The organism is Paraburkholderia sp. J11-2, from assembly GCF_905220185.1.
Taxonomy (GTDB): Bacteria; Pseudomonadota; Gammaproteobacteria; order Burkholderiales; family Burkholderiaceae; genus Paraburkholderia.
Genome location: NZ_CAJMYY010000022.1, coordinates 83,250 through 97,440, shown reverse-complemented (window position 1 = coordinate 97,440; position 14,191 = coordinate 83,250). Strand labels below are relative to the sequence as shown.

General features: G+C 64.9%; 11 protein-coding genes and 2 tRNA genes. 5 read left to right on the top strand and 8 right to left on the bottom strand.

Translation table 11 applies throughout. The features are described 5' to 3' along the window. Positions 1 to 122 precede the first annotated feature (122 nt). The 3 genes from U5A57_RS27975 to pgi all read left to right on the top strand — a co-directional run bounded on the left by U5A57_RS27975 (position 123) and on the right by pgi (position 5,047). Complete coding sequence (locus tag U5A57_RS27975) at positions 123 to 1,418, top strand: FAD-dependent oxidoreductase (protein ID WP_321914869.1); 1,296 nt, start codon at positions 123 to 125, stop codon at positions 1,416 to 1,418. A 120-nt stretch (positions 1,419 to 1,538) separates the two neighbouring features. After that, positions 1,539 to 3,131: an NAD(P)H-hydrate dehydratase gene (locus tag U5A57_RS27970; protein ID WP_321914868.1), complete on the top strand. Its 1,593-nt coding sequence runs from the start codon at positions 1,539 to 1,541 to the stop codon at positions 3,129 to 3,131. A 296-nt stretch (positions 3,132 to 3,427) separates the two neighbouring features. Then, positions 3,428 to 5,047 (top strand): glucose-6-phosphate isomerase, encoded by a 1,620-nt coding sequence (gene pgi / locus U5A57_RS27965; protein ID WP_321914867.1) that lies wholly within the window; start codon positions 3,428 to 3,430, stop codon positions 5,045 to 5,047. 66 nt (positions 5,048 to 5,113) lie between these two features. Here pgi and U5A57_RS27960 read toward each other — a convergent pair whose 3' ends face one another. Together U5A57_RS27960 and U5A57_RS27955 are read right to left on the bottom strand one after the other, a co-directional pair. Beyond that, the gene (locus U5A57_RS27960; protein ID WP_415765957.1) at positions 5,114 to 5,854 is read right to left on the bottom strand and encodes an ABC transporter ATP-binding protein; all 741 of its coding nucleotides are present in this window, start codon (positions 5,852 to 5,854) and stop codon (positions 5,114 to 5,116) included. Then, positions 5,851 to 6,078, bottom strand: a complete 228-nt coding sequence (locus U5A57_RS27955) for a hypothetical protein (protein ID WP_321914934.1) — start codon at positions 6,076 to 6,078, stop codon at positions 5,851 to 5,853. The genes U5A57_RS27960 and U5A57_RS27955 overlap by 4 nt, the downstream gene beginning before the upstream one ends. Between U5A57_RS27955 and U5A57_RS27950 the strand changes: the two genes are divergently transcribed. Together U5A57_RS27950 and U5A57_RS27945 are read left to right on the top strand one after the other, a co-directional pair. Beyond that, a complete protein-coding gene (locus U5A57_RS27950) occupies positions 6,011 to 6,646 on the top strand; it encodes an arylesterase (protein ID WP_321914865.1) in 636 nt (211 codons plus the stop codon). The genes U5A57_RS27955 and U5A57_RS27950 overlap by 68 nt on opposite strands. A 204-nt stretch (positions 6,647 to 6,850) precedes the next feature. Beyond that, on the top strand, positions 6,851 to 7,198 hold the full coding sequence (locus tag U5A57_RS27945) for a hypothetical protein (protein ID WP_321914864.1): 348 nt from the start codon (positions 6,851 to 6,853) through the stop codon (positions 7,196 to 7,198). Positions 7,199 to 7,293: 95 nt separating this feature from the next. Here the strand turns inward: U5A57_RS27945 and U5A57_RS27940 are convergent, their stop codons facing one another. The 6 genes from U5A57_RS27940 to clpX form a co-directional block, all read right to left on the bottom strand. Further along, complete coding sequence (locus tag U5A57_RS27940) at positions 7,294 to 9,240, bottom strand: SurA N-terminal domain-containing protein (RefSeq protein WP_321914863.1); 1,947 nt, start codon at positions 9,238 to 9,240, stop codon at positions 7,294 to 7,296. Positions 9,241 to 9,343: 103 nt separating this feature from the next. After that, positions 9,344 to 9,420, bottom strand: a tRNA-Asp gene (locus U5A57_RS27935). Between the two features lie 59 nt (positions 9,421 to 9,479). Then, positions 9,480 to 9,555: transfer RNA gene (locus U5A57_RS27930), tRNA-Val, on the bottom strand. A gap of 73 nt (positions 9,556 to 9,628) precedes the next feature. After that, on the bottom strand, positions 9,629 to 9,901 hold the full coding sequence (locus U5A57_RS27925; protein WP_027796408.1) for an HU family DNA-binding protein: 273 nt from the start codon (positions 9,899 to 9,901) through the stop codon (positions 9,629 to 9,631). Between the two features lie 323 nt (positions 9,902 to 10,224). Then, positions 10,225 to 12,651: an endopeptidase La gene (gene lon / locus U5A57_RS27920; protein ID WP_321914862.1), complete on the bottom strand. Its 2,427-nt coding sequence runs from the start codon at positions 12,649 to 12,651 to the stop codon at positions 10,225 to 10,227. 190 nt (positions 12,652 to 12,841) lie between these two features. Beyond that, the gene (gene clpX / locus U5A57_RS27915; RefSeq protein ID WP_028216418.1) at positions 12,842 to 14,113 is read right to left on the bottom strand and encodes an ATP-dependent Clp protease ATP-binding subunit ClpX; all 1,272 of its coding nucleotides are present in this window, start codon (positions 14,111 to 14,113) and stop codon (positions 12,842 to 12,844) included. Positions 14,114 to 14,191: the final 78 nt, after the last annotated feature.

The following is a 14,191-nucleotide window of genomic DNA, read 5'->3' as shown; positions in this document are numbered from 1 at the left end:
GCTGCTATGATTGCGCGTTTCGTCTGATCGGCGCACCCGGGCATGGTTTCGGCGCGCCGCACGCCCCACCTTCGCAGGACGCCCGCACCTTGGCGCGTCACCTGCCTGCAGATCGTATCGTCATGGATGTCATCGTCATCGGCGGCGGAATCGCCGGCATCGCCACCGCCTGGCAGCTGCGCGCGGCCGGGCACCGCGTCTGCGTGATCGAACGCCACGCCACCGTTGCGCAAGGCGCGACCTATGGCCATAGCGGCATTGCGCTGCCCACGCCGCTCGACGTCTGGTTCGGCCCCACCTTCCTGCGCAATGGCCGGCAATCGTCCGGCGGTGTGATCAGCAAGACCGGCTGGCGCGGCCAGGCGCATGGCTTCGTCAAGCGCCTCGCCACGCTGCACGGCTCCGAGGCGTTCGCCGAGCGCTATGCGCTCCTGCGCCCGCTTATCGAGTCCGCGCAAGCGGCACTCGCCGACATCGACGCCCGCTTCCAGCTCGACTACGAGCAGCGCGACGGCCTGCTCTATCTCGTGCGCGGCAGCGATGAATGGTCGCTCACCCAGCCGGCTCTTGAACAGCTGCGCCGCTTCGAGACGCCCCACCACGCGCTTTCGCCCGCGGAATGCGTGGCGTTCGACCATACCATCCCCGCCGATCCGCCGTTTGCGGGCGGAGTGCACTTCGAGACTGGCCGGGTCGCCAACTGCCCGCTCTTCGTGAAGCTGCTCAAGCAGGTGCTCGACACCCAGGGCGGCGTGCAGTTCGAAACGAGCCGCGAAGTCAGCGCGATTCGCCTGGAAGACCGGCGCGCGGCAGTAGAACTTGCGCCGCCTGCGCACGAAGCGGGCCGCTCGCACGACGTCGAGGTGATCTCGGGCGACGCGATCGTGGTCGCCGCGGGTGCGCAAACGCCAGGGCTGCTCGCGCCGCTCGGCCTCAAGATGCCGTTCTATCCGCTGCGCATGCACACGCTCAATTCGCCGGTGGCGCGTGAGGAATGCGTGCCGCAGACCACGATCGTCGATGCAGGCAAGCGCATCGCCATCGCGCGTATGAATCACCGGCTGCGCATATCGGGCGCCGCCGTGCTGCTGCGTGCGAAGGAAGTCGACGACGCACTGCCGGAGGGGCTCACCGAGGACGCGCTCGCGCTGCTCGGCGAAGCGTCGCGCGACTGGGCGCCGGGCGCCGCGCGCATTTCGGCCGCGCTTGCGTGGGAAGGCATGAAGCTGCTTTCCGCCGACGGCCTGCCGGCGGTCGGCAACGTGGGCCACCCGCGCCTGTTCGTCAACGCAGGCCACGGGCCGGCGGGCTGGGCGCTTTCGCTCGGCTCGGCGCGCCTCGTCGCCCAGCAGATCTCCAACACGGCGCCGGACCTGCCGGCCGATACCATCAAGGCGCTCTGGCCAGGCCGCGATTAAGCGAGGCGTGCGTGCGCGGCGTTGCCTTGCCGCCGCGCCGGTCCGCCGCGCATCTGAGGCGTGCCGTCTGAAGGCATGCTCGGGTATCGTTGCGATGTCGCTTCCCGGAACCGCATCGCCATGACGCACGCTCCCCACTTCTCTGGCGCCGGGCAACCGGTGCTCGTCAATCCGCACGATCGTGCGGTGCCGCTTCTTGCCGTCGAAGCGTTGCGCAAGGCCGAAGTCGCCACACAGTCGGCCTTGCCTGCACACGCCCTGATGGCGCGCGCAGGCGCCGCCGCCGCGCACTTCCTGAGCGAGCAGCTCGCGCACGCGCCCTCGTGGGCGAGCGACAAACCCGTGTGGCTCGTCGCGGGGCCCGGCAACAACGGTGGCGACGCGCTCGTCGTCGCCACCGAACTGCATCGCGCGGGCGTCACCGTGGAAGTCTGTATGCCAGCCGAGGTCAAGCCCGACGACGCGCGCTGGGCGCTCGCCGAGGCGCGCGCGGCGGGCGTGCCCCTCGCTTCGTCCGTGCCCGCGTCGTTCGACGCTTACGGCTGGCTCGTCGACGGGATGTTCGGCATCGGTCTCGCGCGCGGGCTCGAAGGCGTGTTCGCCGAACTCGCCGAAAGACTGTCGGCACGCGCGCGCAGCCATGGCCACGTGCTCTCGCTCGACGTGCCGAGCGGCCTCGACAGCGATACGGGCAACTTGGTCGGCAGCGGCCCCGCCGTGCGCGCGACACATACCGTCACGTTCATCGCCGCCAAGCCCGGCCTGTACACGGGTTTCGGGCGCGACTACGCGGGCGCCGTCGCGGTCGCGCCGATCGGCATCGACACCGAAAACACCGCGGGCGCCGTGCGCCTGAACGCACCGTCGCTCTTCGCCGCCGCAATGCCCGCGCGCGACTTCGCCACTCACAAGGGCACGTTCGGCACACTGGCCGTCGTGGGCGGCGACACAGGCATGTGCGGCGCGCCGATTCTCGCGGCGCGCGCGGCGCTCCTCACCGGCGCGGGCAAGGTTCACGTGGGCTTTCTCGGCAACGACGCGCCGCCGTACGACGCCCCGCACCCCGAACTCATGCTGCACGCGGCGGCCCGGCTCGCGCTCGATGCGATGGACGCCGTGGCGGCAGGATGCGGGATGGGCGGCAGCGCGTCCGCACGGCAGCTGGTGGACACCATCCTGCGCCTCCACGCCCCCGTGCTGCTCGATGCCGACGCGCTCAATCTCGTCGCGCGCGACGAAGCGCTTGCGTCGCACGTCGTACAGTCGGCCGCCACGCGCGGGGCGCCTTGCGTGCTCACGCCGCACCCGCTTGAAGCGGCACGGCTGTTGAGCTGCGATACCGCCGCCGTGCAGCGCGACCGAGTGGCCGCAGCGCGGACACTCGCGGCCCGCTATGCGGCGGTTGCAGTGCTCAAGGGCAGCGGCACCGTGATCGCGGCACCCGACGGCCGCGTGGCCGTCAATCCCACCGGCAATGCCGGCCTCGCCACGGGCGGCACCGGCGACGTGCTCGGCGGCATGATCGGCGCGCTGCTGGCCCAGCGCCTGCCGCCCTACGAGGCGGCGCTCGCGGGCGTCTATCTGCACGGCCTTGCCGCCGACACGCTGTGCGCACAAGGCGACGGCCCGGCGGGCCTCACCGCCGGCGAACTCGCGCCGGTTGTGCGCAAGCTCATGAACCGGCTCTTTTATGCGCCGGGCTTCACTGCCTGAACGCAGCATGAAAGGAGCCTGAGCGCAGCCCGAAGCCGCACGCCGCACGCCGCACGTTCGCCCGCGCGGCACGCAGTTTGCTTCGCCAGGACCTTCGCCCCGCCTCTCGCGCACATTGCCGCCGCAAGCGCCAGAACGCTGCGCAGTGTCGCGCGGGGCCGCTATACTGATCCTCCGCACGCCGCCTCTCACCGGAGGCGGCCCGTGCTTTCTCCGCGGCGCGCGAAGCGCGCGTTCGGCCTGACCGGCGAACCGCACCTGCCGCCCTCCTATTCGTGATCCCTCGCTAGACGAACATGACGAATCCGCTCCCCGCCTGGTCCGCGCTACAGACGCATTACGAACAGATCCGCGACGAAAAGCTGCGCGACTGGTTCGCTCCCGCCAACGACCCTGCGCCGACGCGCGCCGAACGCTTCACGTTCGCAGGCGCCGGCCTCGGCGCCGACTTGTCGAAGAACCGCATCACCGACGCCACGCTCAAGCTGCTCGTGCAGCTCGCTCGCGAGGCCGGCGTGGAAGCGCGCCGCGATGCGATGTTCAAAGGCGAAGTCGTCAACCCGACTGAAGGCCGCGCGGCCCTGCACACCGCCTTGCGCGCCACCGAGCCCGACGCCCCGTTCCACGCGCAGATCCTCGCTGAGCGCGCAAAGATGGCGAAGTTCGCCGACGCCGTGCGCAGCGGCGCATGGACCGGCTACACCGGCAAGCGCATTCGCCACGTTGTGAACATCGGCATCGGCGGCTCGGACCTCGGGCCGAAGATGGTCGTGCACGCGCTCAAGCATCTCGAGCTGCCCGAGATCACCTCGCACTTCGTCTCGAACGTCGACGGCGCGGACCTGTGGCGCACGATCGAAAACATCGACCCGGAAGAAACACTGGCAATCATCGTTTCGAAGACGTTCACGACGCTCGAAACCATGACCAACGCGCTGTCCATGCGCGACTGGTTCGTCAAGCACGGCTGCCCGGAAAGCGAACTCGCGAAGCACTTCGTGGGCGTCTCGGCCAATCCGGCCGAAGTCGTGAAATTCGGCATCGCCCAAGAAAACGTGTTCGAGATGTGGGACTGGGTCGGTGGCCGCTATTCGCTGTGGTCGGCTGTGGGCCTCTCGATCATGATCGCCATCGGGCCGCAGCAGTTCGACGAACTGCTCGCCGGCGCGCACGACATGGACAAGCACTTCCGCGAAGCGCCGCTTGAGAAGAACCTGCCCGTGCTGCTCGGCATGATCGGCGTCTGGTATCGCAACTTCTTCGGCTCGCAGAGCTATCTCGTCGCGCCCTATTCCGAAGCGTTGCACTTCCTGCCCTCGTATCTCCAGCAGCTCGAAATGGAGAGCAACGGCAAGCAGGCGCGCCTCGACGGCAAGTTCGTCGACTATGCGACCTCGGCGATCACCTGGGGCGAGCCGGGCACGAATGGCCAGCACGCGTTCTTCCAGATGCTGCACCAGGGCACGACGATCGTGCCGATCGACTTCATCGCCGTGCTCACGCCCGAGCATCCGCTGGCCGACCATCATCCGAAGCTGCTCGCGAACTGCTTCGCGCAGAGCGAGGCGCTGATGCTTGGCCGCACCGAGGAAGAAGCGCGCAAGATCGCGGGCCCGGACAAGCCAGAACTCGTGCCGCACATCATGTTCCCCGGCAACCGGCCGACCACCACGCTGCTCGTCGACGCGCTTACCGCACGCTCGCTCGGCGCGATCATCGCGCTGTATGAGCATAAGGTGCTCGTGCAGGCTTGCGTGTGGGACATCAACCCGTTCGACCAGTGGGGCGTGGAGCTTGGCAAGATCCTCGGCAAGGTGGTCGAAGCCGACCTGAACGCGGCGAGCGGGAACGTGAAGCCGCACGATTCGTCCACGGCCGCGCTGATCGCGCGCGCCCGTGCGGCGCTCAAGCGTTAATTCGCGTCGATCCGGCGTGCGCATGGGCTGCGCACGCCGTTTATTGGTTTGCTGGTTGCTCGCGCACTAGCGCCCGGCTTCGACGTTGCTTGCGCTGCGCGAAGCGGCCGCGCCATGCGGCGTGTTGGCCACGCGGCGGCCCGCTTCGATCGTGATGATCGCATCGCAACGCTGCGCAAGATCGACATCGTGAGTGACGAGCACGAGCGTCGCTCCGTTGGCGCGATTGAGCTCGAACATCAGGTCGATGACGGCGTGGCCCGTGGCGGCGTCGAGGCTGCCGGTGGGCTCGTCGGCAAACAGCACGGCCGGGCGCGTCACGAATGCGCGGGCGAGCGCCACGCGCTGCTGCTCGCCGCCCGAGAGCAGCTTCGGATAGTGGCCCGTGCGCTCGGCAAGACCCACGCGCTCGAGCAACGTACGCGCGCGGGCGAAAGCATCACGCGTCGACATCCCGCCCTGCAGTTCGAGCGGCAGCGCGACATTTTCCAAAGCGGTGAGATGCGGCATCAGCTGGAACGACTGGAACACGAAACCCACCGAGCCGTTGCGCAGCGCCGCGCGCTGATCTTCGGCCATGCCGGTAAGCTCATGACCGAGCAGGCGCACGGAACCCGCGCTCGCGCTGTCGAGGCCGGCCAGCAGGCCGAGCAGCGTCGACTTGCCGGAACCGGACGCCCCGACGATCGCAACGCTCCCGCCCGCCTGCACGGTGAGGTCGATGCCGTCGAGGATCGTCAGCTCGCCGGTGGCGTCGGTCACCCGCTTGCACAAACCCCGTACTTCGATGACTGGATCGCTATTCATTCGCACATGATGACGCACAGGTTAGCCGTGAACCAGAAACGCGCCGCGCGGCGCGCCACCCTCTCCCGCACCGGGTCCCGCTTCAGCGCGTTTGTTTCTGCATTTGCCTCGATCACCAGCTTAACCGCCGCTGCAGTGCTTGGCACATCGTTTGGCATGACCGGCGCCGCGCTCGCGGCTACGCCCGCGCCCACTGCCAACGCGGCGACGAGCCCCGCCGCCATGGCAAAACCCAATATCGTCGTGCTCGGCGACAGCCTTTCCGCCGAATACGGCCTGCCCCGCGATACAGGCTGGGTGGCCCTGCTGCGCCAGCACCTGGCCAGTGAGCGCATTGATTATAACGTTGCGAATGCGAGCATCAGCGGGGACACGACAAGCGGCGGACTCACCCGCCTGCCGCTCGTCATGCAGCGCATCAAGCCCTCGATCGTGGTCGTCGAACTGGGCGCGAACGACGCGCTGCGCGGCGTGCCGCTCACGACAACCGAGAGCAATCTGCGCGCCATCGTCGCGCAGATCCGCAAGGGCGGCGCGAAGCCCGTGCTGATCGGCATGTACGTGCCGCCCAACTATGGGCCCGACTACACGCGCGATTTCCACGCGATCTACGAACGGCTTGCGAAGGAACTGAACGTGCCGCTCGTGCCCTTTCTCCTCGCCGGCCTCGCCGACAAGCCCGAACTCTTCCAGGCCGATCAGATCCATCCCACCCAGCAGGCACAGCCATTGCTGCTCGACAACGTGTGGCCAACGCTCAAGCCGTTGCTAGGCGACAGCGCACGGCGCTGAGGCGGCAACAGGACAAATCTGCGGGCGTCCTCACCGGGCGCCCGGCCGCAAGGCCCCGCCCCTGGCGCGTTCAGGCCGATCTCGCCTTGGACGGCGTGGCGGCGGGTAAGCGCGTCTCGCCATTGGCCACCGTTTGCGTCAGACACGCGAGCCCGAGAAGCTGCGTCGTCTGAATCCGACCGACCCTGACTGGAGGGAAGAAGCGTGAAATATTTACCTCTCATTGTCGTTACAGCAGCGCTTGCTGCCTGCGCCAATCAGCCGATGCCGAGCGGAGCGCAGTCCGTCGGCACCAGCCAGCAACCGCCCACGGCGGTTGCGCAATGCATCGCGCAAAAATGGGCCGACAAGTCGCAACAGCAAGTCGTCTCGCAGTCCGTGCTCGCCAACAACCAGGCTGTCGACGTCTACGTCCCTGGCCAGCAGCCGCCCAACGGCGCAGCCGCAACGGTGCGCCCGGCGTGGAGTGCCAGCGCGAAGACGTGGGTTGGCTTCCGCTCCGGCGGCAGTGGGGGCGCAGACGCCACCGGCGACATCAACGCCTGCCTCTGATTTCGCGCTCGCCACAACGCAAAAGCCCCGCGATGCATCGCGGGGCTTTTTTTGCTGCGGCGTTCTCCGCTAACGGGCGGATACGCGGGTCGCGCTTACTGACCGCTGTCGCCGTCGCCTGACTGGCTGGCCGAGCCGAGCGAGCCGTAGAGCTTGACCTTCGAGCGGTCGCGCAGTGCGTCGAGATACGACTGCACCTGCGACTGCCCACCCACCTGGGCAAGCTGTTGCTGCGCGGCGGCCAGACGCTGGCCGTCAGCGGCCGGACCGTTCGTCACGCTGTTCACGCGGTAGATCGCATAGCCGTCTTTGCCGAGGTCCACGCCCACGTAGGCGGGCAGCTTCTGCGAATCGACCTTGAAGACCGCGGAGAGCGCGCCAGGCGGCAGGCCCTGAGCGTCGTTACGCGACACCTTGAGCGCCGAGGAGAAGCCATCGGTCGACTTCGACTTCTGGAATTCTGCGAGCTTGGCCTCGCCGTCCTTGCGAGCCATGTCGGCGGCCAGTTGAGCGACAACCTTCTGGCGCACGGCATCCTTGACCGCGGCGAAGGCAGGCACGGCGGCCGGCTGGTAGTTCGTCACGTGCGCCGAAATCAGCGTGTTGTTGCCGACGTCGATTGCCTGGGTGTTGTTGTGCTGATTTACCGAGTCGCTCGCGAATACGGCGTCGAGGAACTTCTGGTTGTTCAGCGGGCTATCCGGCGGCAGCGTTGCATTGGGCTTCGGCGTGACCGTGGCCGTCTGGATCGTCAGCTTGTACTTGTCCGCGGCCGGCTGCAGGCTCTTGGCCTGCTCGTAGACCACCGACGTGAAGCCGTCGCTCGCTTCGGCGAGCAGCTTCGCGGCCTGCTGGGCCTTCACGTCGTTCGCGATCTGCGCCTTCACGTCGTCGAACGGCTTCGTGACCGCCGGCTTCAGGTCGGTGACCTTGACGATGTGATAGCCGAAATCCGACTGGATCACGCCGCTGATCTCGTCTTTCTTGAGCTTGAAGACCGCGTCGTCGAACGCCTGGCCGCCCGCGATCATGCCGGGGCCGAAGTAACCGAGGTCGCCGCCCTTCGAGGCCGAACCCGGGTCCTGCGATTCCTTCTGCGCGATCTGCGCGAACTGATCCGGATGCGCCTTGACTTCGGCGAGGATCGATTCGGCCTTTTGCTTCGCGGCGTTGCGCACGTCGGCGCTCGCGTTCTTCGGCACCGTGATCAGGATATGGCTCGCGCGCACTTCTTCCTGCGTACGGTAGTGCGCAATGTTGTCGTCGTAGTACTTCTTGAGGTCGGCGTCGCTCGGCTGCACGCCGGCGGCCACCGTAGCCGCCGAGAGCACGAGATACTGGATCTGCGCCGTGGCCGGCGTGGCAAATGCGTTCTTGTTCGCGTCGTAATACGCCTGCAGTTGTGCATCGGTCGGCTGGACCTTGGGCGCGTAGTCGCTCGCGTGGAACGCCAGGCCCTGCACTTCGCGCTGCTGCTCCGAGAGGCCGGTGAGCTGCTGCGCGAGCGCCTTCGGCGTGAACGCGCTGCTGATGATCGACGCCGGCAATTGCTGCATGGCAAGGCTATAGCGCACGCGCTCGTCGTACTGCTCGGGCGTCATGCCTTGCATGGCGAGCAGTTGCTTGTACTGGTCGAGATTGATCGAGCCGTCGGGATTCTTGAGCGACGAGATCACCGGGTCGGCGAGCAGCGCGCGGCGCACGGCGTCGTCCGAGGCGGTGAGATGCAGGCGCTGCGTTTCGTCCACGAGCACGCGCTGCTGGATCAGCCCGTCGAGAATGTCCTTGTGATGCTGGGGCGTGTCGAACAGGCTGGCATCGAATTGCGCGCCGAGGACCTGGCGGGCCTGGTCGAGTTGCTGGCGCGCAGCGTTGTCGTATTCGACACGCGTGATCTTGTGGCCGTTGACGCTTGCGACGTTCGCGCTTTCATCGAAGAAGCCGCGGAAACCTTGAATACCGACGAAGCCCAGCCCTGGCAGAATGACCAGGAGCAGCATGAACATCATCAGGCGTTTGTGATTGCGGAAAAAGTCGAGCATGCGTGACCAGACGTTGAGGGCGCCAAAAAATGGAACGCCCGATATTACAACAGCGGCCAACAAAAAAGGCGAACCGGAGTTCGCCTTCTTGTCGAGATATCCTTGGCGGAGCGGACGGGACTCGAACCCGCGACCCCCGGCGTGACAGGCCGGTATTCTAACCAACTGAACTACCGCTCCATGCGGTTTGCGCGCTTTTGTGTTTCCACTCGCGGCGCAAGGTACCGGAACTGAAGCTGTGGTGGGTGCTGAGAGGCTCGAACTCCCGACCTACGCCTTGTAAGGGCGCCGCTCTACCAACTGAGCTAAGCACCCAGCTTCATGCTTTCCTGCGCTGCTTCCGGCACTGCGACTTCTGCTGCGCTACCCTTATCAGGTAGCGAGCCCGCTAGTTTAGCGCATCCTTCAGCGCTTTGCCAGGCCTAAATTTGGGCACCTTCGCCGCCTTGATCTTGATCGCGTCGCCAGTGCGCGGATTGCGGCCCGTGCGCGCCGTGCGTTTGCCGACGGCAAACGTGCCGAAGCCGACGAGCGTGACCGAGCCGCCCTTCTTGAGCGTGCCTTTGACGCCGCCGATCACGGCGTCGAGTGCGCGTCCCGCAGCCGCTTTCGAAATGTCGGCTTGTTGCGCGATATGGTCGATCAGTTCCGTTTTATTCATTCCAGCCCCCGAGAATGTGTTTGGGCAATCGTAAGAAAGAAGGTCAACTTATTGGATAGACGTCCCCGGCGTAGCGCGGGGACCGCTCATTTAACGGGGCCGAAAGGGCCGTGTCAAGCGGGGTTCAGCCTGATTTGGCGGGCGATTCGAGGGAATATTCGAGGGAATATTCGAGGGATTATTCGAACAAGTGGGAAATCGCGGAAAAGACCGCTGGTTGTCACCGCAACGTCATGGATTGTGACGCGCAAAAAAAAAGCCCGCGGACCATGCCGCGGGCTTTTCGGGGTGGAGTGCGCTGTGCTTGAGCGCTTACAGAAGGCTTAGTGCTTGACGACTTCCGTCGTGCCGGCGTCCTTCGATTCGGCCACGGGCGCCTTGGCGTCCTCGGCCTTCACTTCTTCTTCCGGCAGCGGCTGCGGCACACGTTCGAGTGCGAGTTCGAGTACCTTGTCGATCCAGCGAACCGGCACGATCTCGATCGAGTTCTTCACGTTGTCCGGAATCTCGGTGAGATCCTTGACGTTCTCTTCCGGAATCAGCACGAGCTTGATGCCGCCGCGATGCGCTGCAAGCAGCTTTTCCTTCAGCCCGCCGATCGGCAGCACTTCGCCGCGCAGCGTAATCTCGCCCGTCATCGCGACATCGGCGCGCACCGGAATGCCCGTGAGCACGGACACCAGCGCCGTCGTCATCGCACCGCCTGCGGACGGACCGTCCTTCGGCGTCGCGCCTTCCGGCACGTGGATATGGATGTCCTGCTTCTCGAACGCCTCGTCCTTGATGCCAAGGCGACGCGAACGCGAACGCACCACCGAGCGTGCCGCTTCGACCGATTCCTTCATGACGTCGCCGAGCGAACCCGTGCGGATCACATTGCCCTTGCCGGGCATGACCGCCGCTTCGATCGTCAGCAGATCGCCGCCAACTTCCGTCCACGCGAGGCCCGTGACCTGACCGATCTGGTTTTCCTTCGCGGCCAGACCGAAGTCGTACTTGCGCACGCCGAGGAAGGTGTCGAGGTTGGCGCTGTCCACCGTGACGGCCTTGTCGGCCTTCTTCAGCAGCAGCATCTTCACGACCTTGCGGCAGATCTTCGACACTTCGCGCTCGAGCGAACGCACGCCCGCTTCACGCGTGTAGTAACGAATGATGTCGCGGATCGCGTCTTCGGTCACTTCGATTTCGCCCGGCTTCAGCCCGTTGTTCTTCTTCTGCTTGGGCAGGAGATAACGCTGGGCGATGCTGACCTTCTCGTCTTCCGTGTAACCCGAGAGGCGGATGACTTCCATCCGGTCGAGCAGCGGCGGCGGGATGTTCAGCGAGTTCGACGTGGCGACGAACATCACATCGGAGAGATCGAAATCGACTTCGATGTAGTGGTCGGCGAACGTGTGGTTCTGTTCCGGATCGAGCACTTCGAGCAGCGCCGACGACGGATCGCCGCGGAAATCCATGCCCATCTTGTCGACTTCGTCGAGCAGGAAGAGCGGATTGCGCACGCCGACCTTGGTCAGGCTCTGCAGGATCTTGCCCGGCATCGAACCGATGTACGTACGACGGTGGCCGCGGATCTCGGCTTCGTCACGCACGCCGCCCAGCGCCATGCGCACGAACTTGCGATTCGTTGCGCGCGCAATCGACTGGCCGAGCGACGTCTTGCCGACGCCCGGAGGGCCGACGAGGCACAGGATCGGCGCCTTGACCTTGTCCACGCGCTGTTGCACCGCGAGATACTCGAGAATGCGTTCCTTTACTTTCTCGAGACCGAAGTGGTCTTCATCGAGCACGGCTTCGGCGTTCGAGAGGTCGTTGTTGACCTTGCTCTTCTTGCGCCACGGCAGGCCGATCAGCGTGTCGATGTAGTTGCGCACGACGGTGGCTTCGGCCGACATCGGCGACATCAGCTTGAGCTTCTTGAGCTCGGCGTCGGCCTTCTTCTTGGCTTCCTTCGGCATGCGCGCGGCCGTGATGCGCTTCTCGAGTTCTTCAAGATCCGCACCCTCTTCGCCTTCGCCCAGTTCCTTCTGGATCGCCTTGACCTGCTCGTTCAGGTAGTACTCGCGCTGGCTCTTTTCCATCTGGCGCTTCACGCGGCCGCGAATGCGCTTCTCCACCTGGAGAATGTCGATTTCGGCTTCGAGTTGCGCGAGCAGATGCTCCAGACGCTCCACGACCGGGAACATCTCGAGGATGTGCTGCTTCTGGTCGAGCTTGAGCGGCAGATGCGCGGCAATGGTGTCAGCAAGACGACCGGCTTCGTCGATGCCCGACAGCGAGGTCAGGATCTCCGGCGGGATCTTCTTGTTGAGCTTCACGTACTGGTCGAACTGCGAGACGATCGCGCGGCGCAGCGCTTCGGTTTCTGCGCTGTCGGCGTGGTCCGGCTCGAGCGGCATCACTTCGCACGAGAACTGCGTTTCCTGCTCTTCGATGGAAAGCGTCTTCGCGCGCTGCAGGCCTTCCACGAGCACCTTCACGGTGCCGTCGGGCAGCTTGAGCATTTGCAGGATGTTGGCGACACACCCTACTTCATACATGTCTTTTTCGGTCGGCTCATCCTTCGCGGCAGTCTTCTGGGCGACGAGCATGATGTGCTTGCCGCCTTCCATTGCCGCTTCGAGGGCCTTGATCGATTTCGGTCGGCCCACGAAAAGGGGAATCACCATATGCGGGAAAACTACGACGTCTCGCAGCGGCAGCAGCGGGAGCGTGGTGCGTTCCGGCGGGAGGAGTTGGGTTCCTGACATTTCATTTCCCCATGAGTGGAATCAATTGTTCGGTAATTGAGGCCTGAGATACCGATTGCAAGCCTCGCGCGTGTGGGAAAAGTTCAGTGACTCCAAAATAGTGCGCCATCGACCACAAGATAAACGAAAAAGCCGTTCATCCCATTGTATGAACGGCCTTTTTCCGGAACTCTTTAGCCGATCACCACCATCAGTTCGACCCTGCGACCTTCGGAGCGTCTTCGTAGATCAAGAGCGGTTTGCCGTCGCCGTCGATCACGTTGTCGTCGATGATGACCTTGCTCACGCCCTTCATGGCCGGCAGCTCGTACATCACGTCGAGCAATGCCTGTTCCAGGATCGAGCGCAGGCCACGCGCACCGGTCTTGCGGCGGATCGCCTTGCGGGCGACAGCCTGCAGTGCGGCCGGACGAATTTCCAGCTCCACGCGCTCCATGTTGAAGAGCTTGTGATACTGCTTGACGAGCGCATTCTTCGGCTCGACCAGAATCTTCATGAGCGCGGCTTCGTCGAGCTTGCCGAGCGTCGCGACCACCGGCAGACGGCCGATCAGTTCGGGAATCAGGCCGAACTTGATCAGGTCTTCCGGTTCCGTTTCGCGCAGCACTTCGCCCGTGTCGCGCTCCTGCTTGCTCTTCACGCTCGCGCCAAAACCAATGCCGGTCTTTTCCGTGCGGTCGGTGATGACCTTTTCCAGACCGTCGAACGCGCCGCCGCAAATGAACAGGATATTGGTCGTGTCGACCTGGATGAAATCCTGGTTCGGATGCTTGCGGCCGCCCTGCGGCGGCACCGAAGCCATCGTGCCTTCGACGAGCTTGAGCAGCGCCTGCTGCACGCCTTCGCCCGACACGTCGCGCGTGATCGACGGGTTGTCCGACTTGCGGCTGATCTTGTCGATTTCGTCGATATAGACGATGCCGCGCTGGGCCTTGTCGACCTCGTAATTGCAGTTCTGCAGCAGCTTCTGAATGATGTTCTCGACGTCTTCGCCCACGTAACCGGCTTCGGTCAGCGTGGTGGCGTCCGCGATCACGAACGGCACGTTCAGAAGGCGCGCGAGCGTCTGCGCGAGCAGCGTCTTGCCCGAGCCCGTGGGCCCGATCAAGAGGATGTTGCTCTTCGAGAGTTCGACGTCGTCCTTCTTGTCGAGGTGCTTCAGACGCTTGTAGTGGTTGTACACCGCCACTGCGAGGATCTTCTTCGCGCGTTCCTGCCCGATCACGTACTGGTCGAGGATGTCGCGGATCTCCTGCGGGCTCGGCAGGTCCGAGCGCGACAGCGCCGCGTCGACGCCCGCACCGGCGGCTTCGTCGCGAATGATCTCGTTGCACAGGTCGATACATTCATCGCAGATGAAGACCGACGGACCAGCAATGAGCTTTTTCACCTCATGCTGGCTCTTGCCGCAAAACGAGCAATACAACAGCTTCTCGCTGTTAGAACCTTTCTTGTCCGCCATGGATAAATGAGCCTCCGGACACTCTGTTACATGATACGCCGTTTCCCCCAGCGAGGCCGGAGGGTGCGTGAACCGCTT

Coding starts and splice junctions, on each gene's coding strand:
- U5A57_RS27975 (WP_321914869.1), top strand. CDS start 123: ATGGATGTCATCGTCATCGGCGGCGGAATCGCCGGCATCGCCACCGCC.
- U5A57_RS27950 (WP_321914865.1), top strand. CDS start 6,011: ATGACCGGCGCCGCGCTCGCGGCTACGCCCGCGCCCACTGCCAACGCG.
- clpX (WP_028216418.1), bottom strand. CDS start 14,113: ATGGCGGACAAGAAAGGTTCTAACAGCGAGAAGCTGTTGTATTGCTCG.
- U5A57_RS27925 (WP_027796408.1), bottom strand. CDS start 9,901: ATGAATAAAACGGAACTGATCGACCATATCGCGCAACAAGCCGACATT.
- U5A57_RS27970 (WP_321914868.1), top strand. CDS start 1,539: ATGACGCACGCTCCCCACTTCTCTGGCGCCGGGCAACCGGTGCTCGTC.
- U5A57_RS27960 (WP_415765957.1), bottom strand. CDS start 5,854: ATGAATAGCGATCCAGTCATCGAAGTACGGGGTTTGTGCAAGCGGGTG.
- pgi (WP_321914867.1), top strand. CDS start 3,428: ATGACGAATCCGCTCCCCGCCTGGTCCGCGCTACAGACGCATTACGAA.
- U5A57_RS27955 (WP_321914934.1), bottom strand. CDS start 6,078: ATGGCGGCGGGGCTCGTCGCCGCGTTGGCAGTGGGCGCGGGCGTAGCC.
- lon (WP_321914862.1), bottom strand. CDS start 12,651: ATGTCAGGAACCCAACTCCTCCCGCCGGAACGCACCACGCTCCCGCTG.
- U5A57_RS27940 (WP_321914863.1), bottom strand. CDS start 9,240: ATGCTCGACTTTTTCCGCAATCACAAACGCCTGATGATGTTCATGCTG.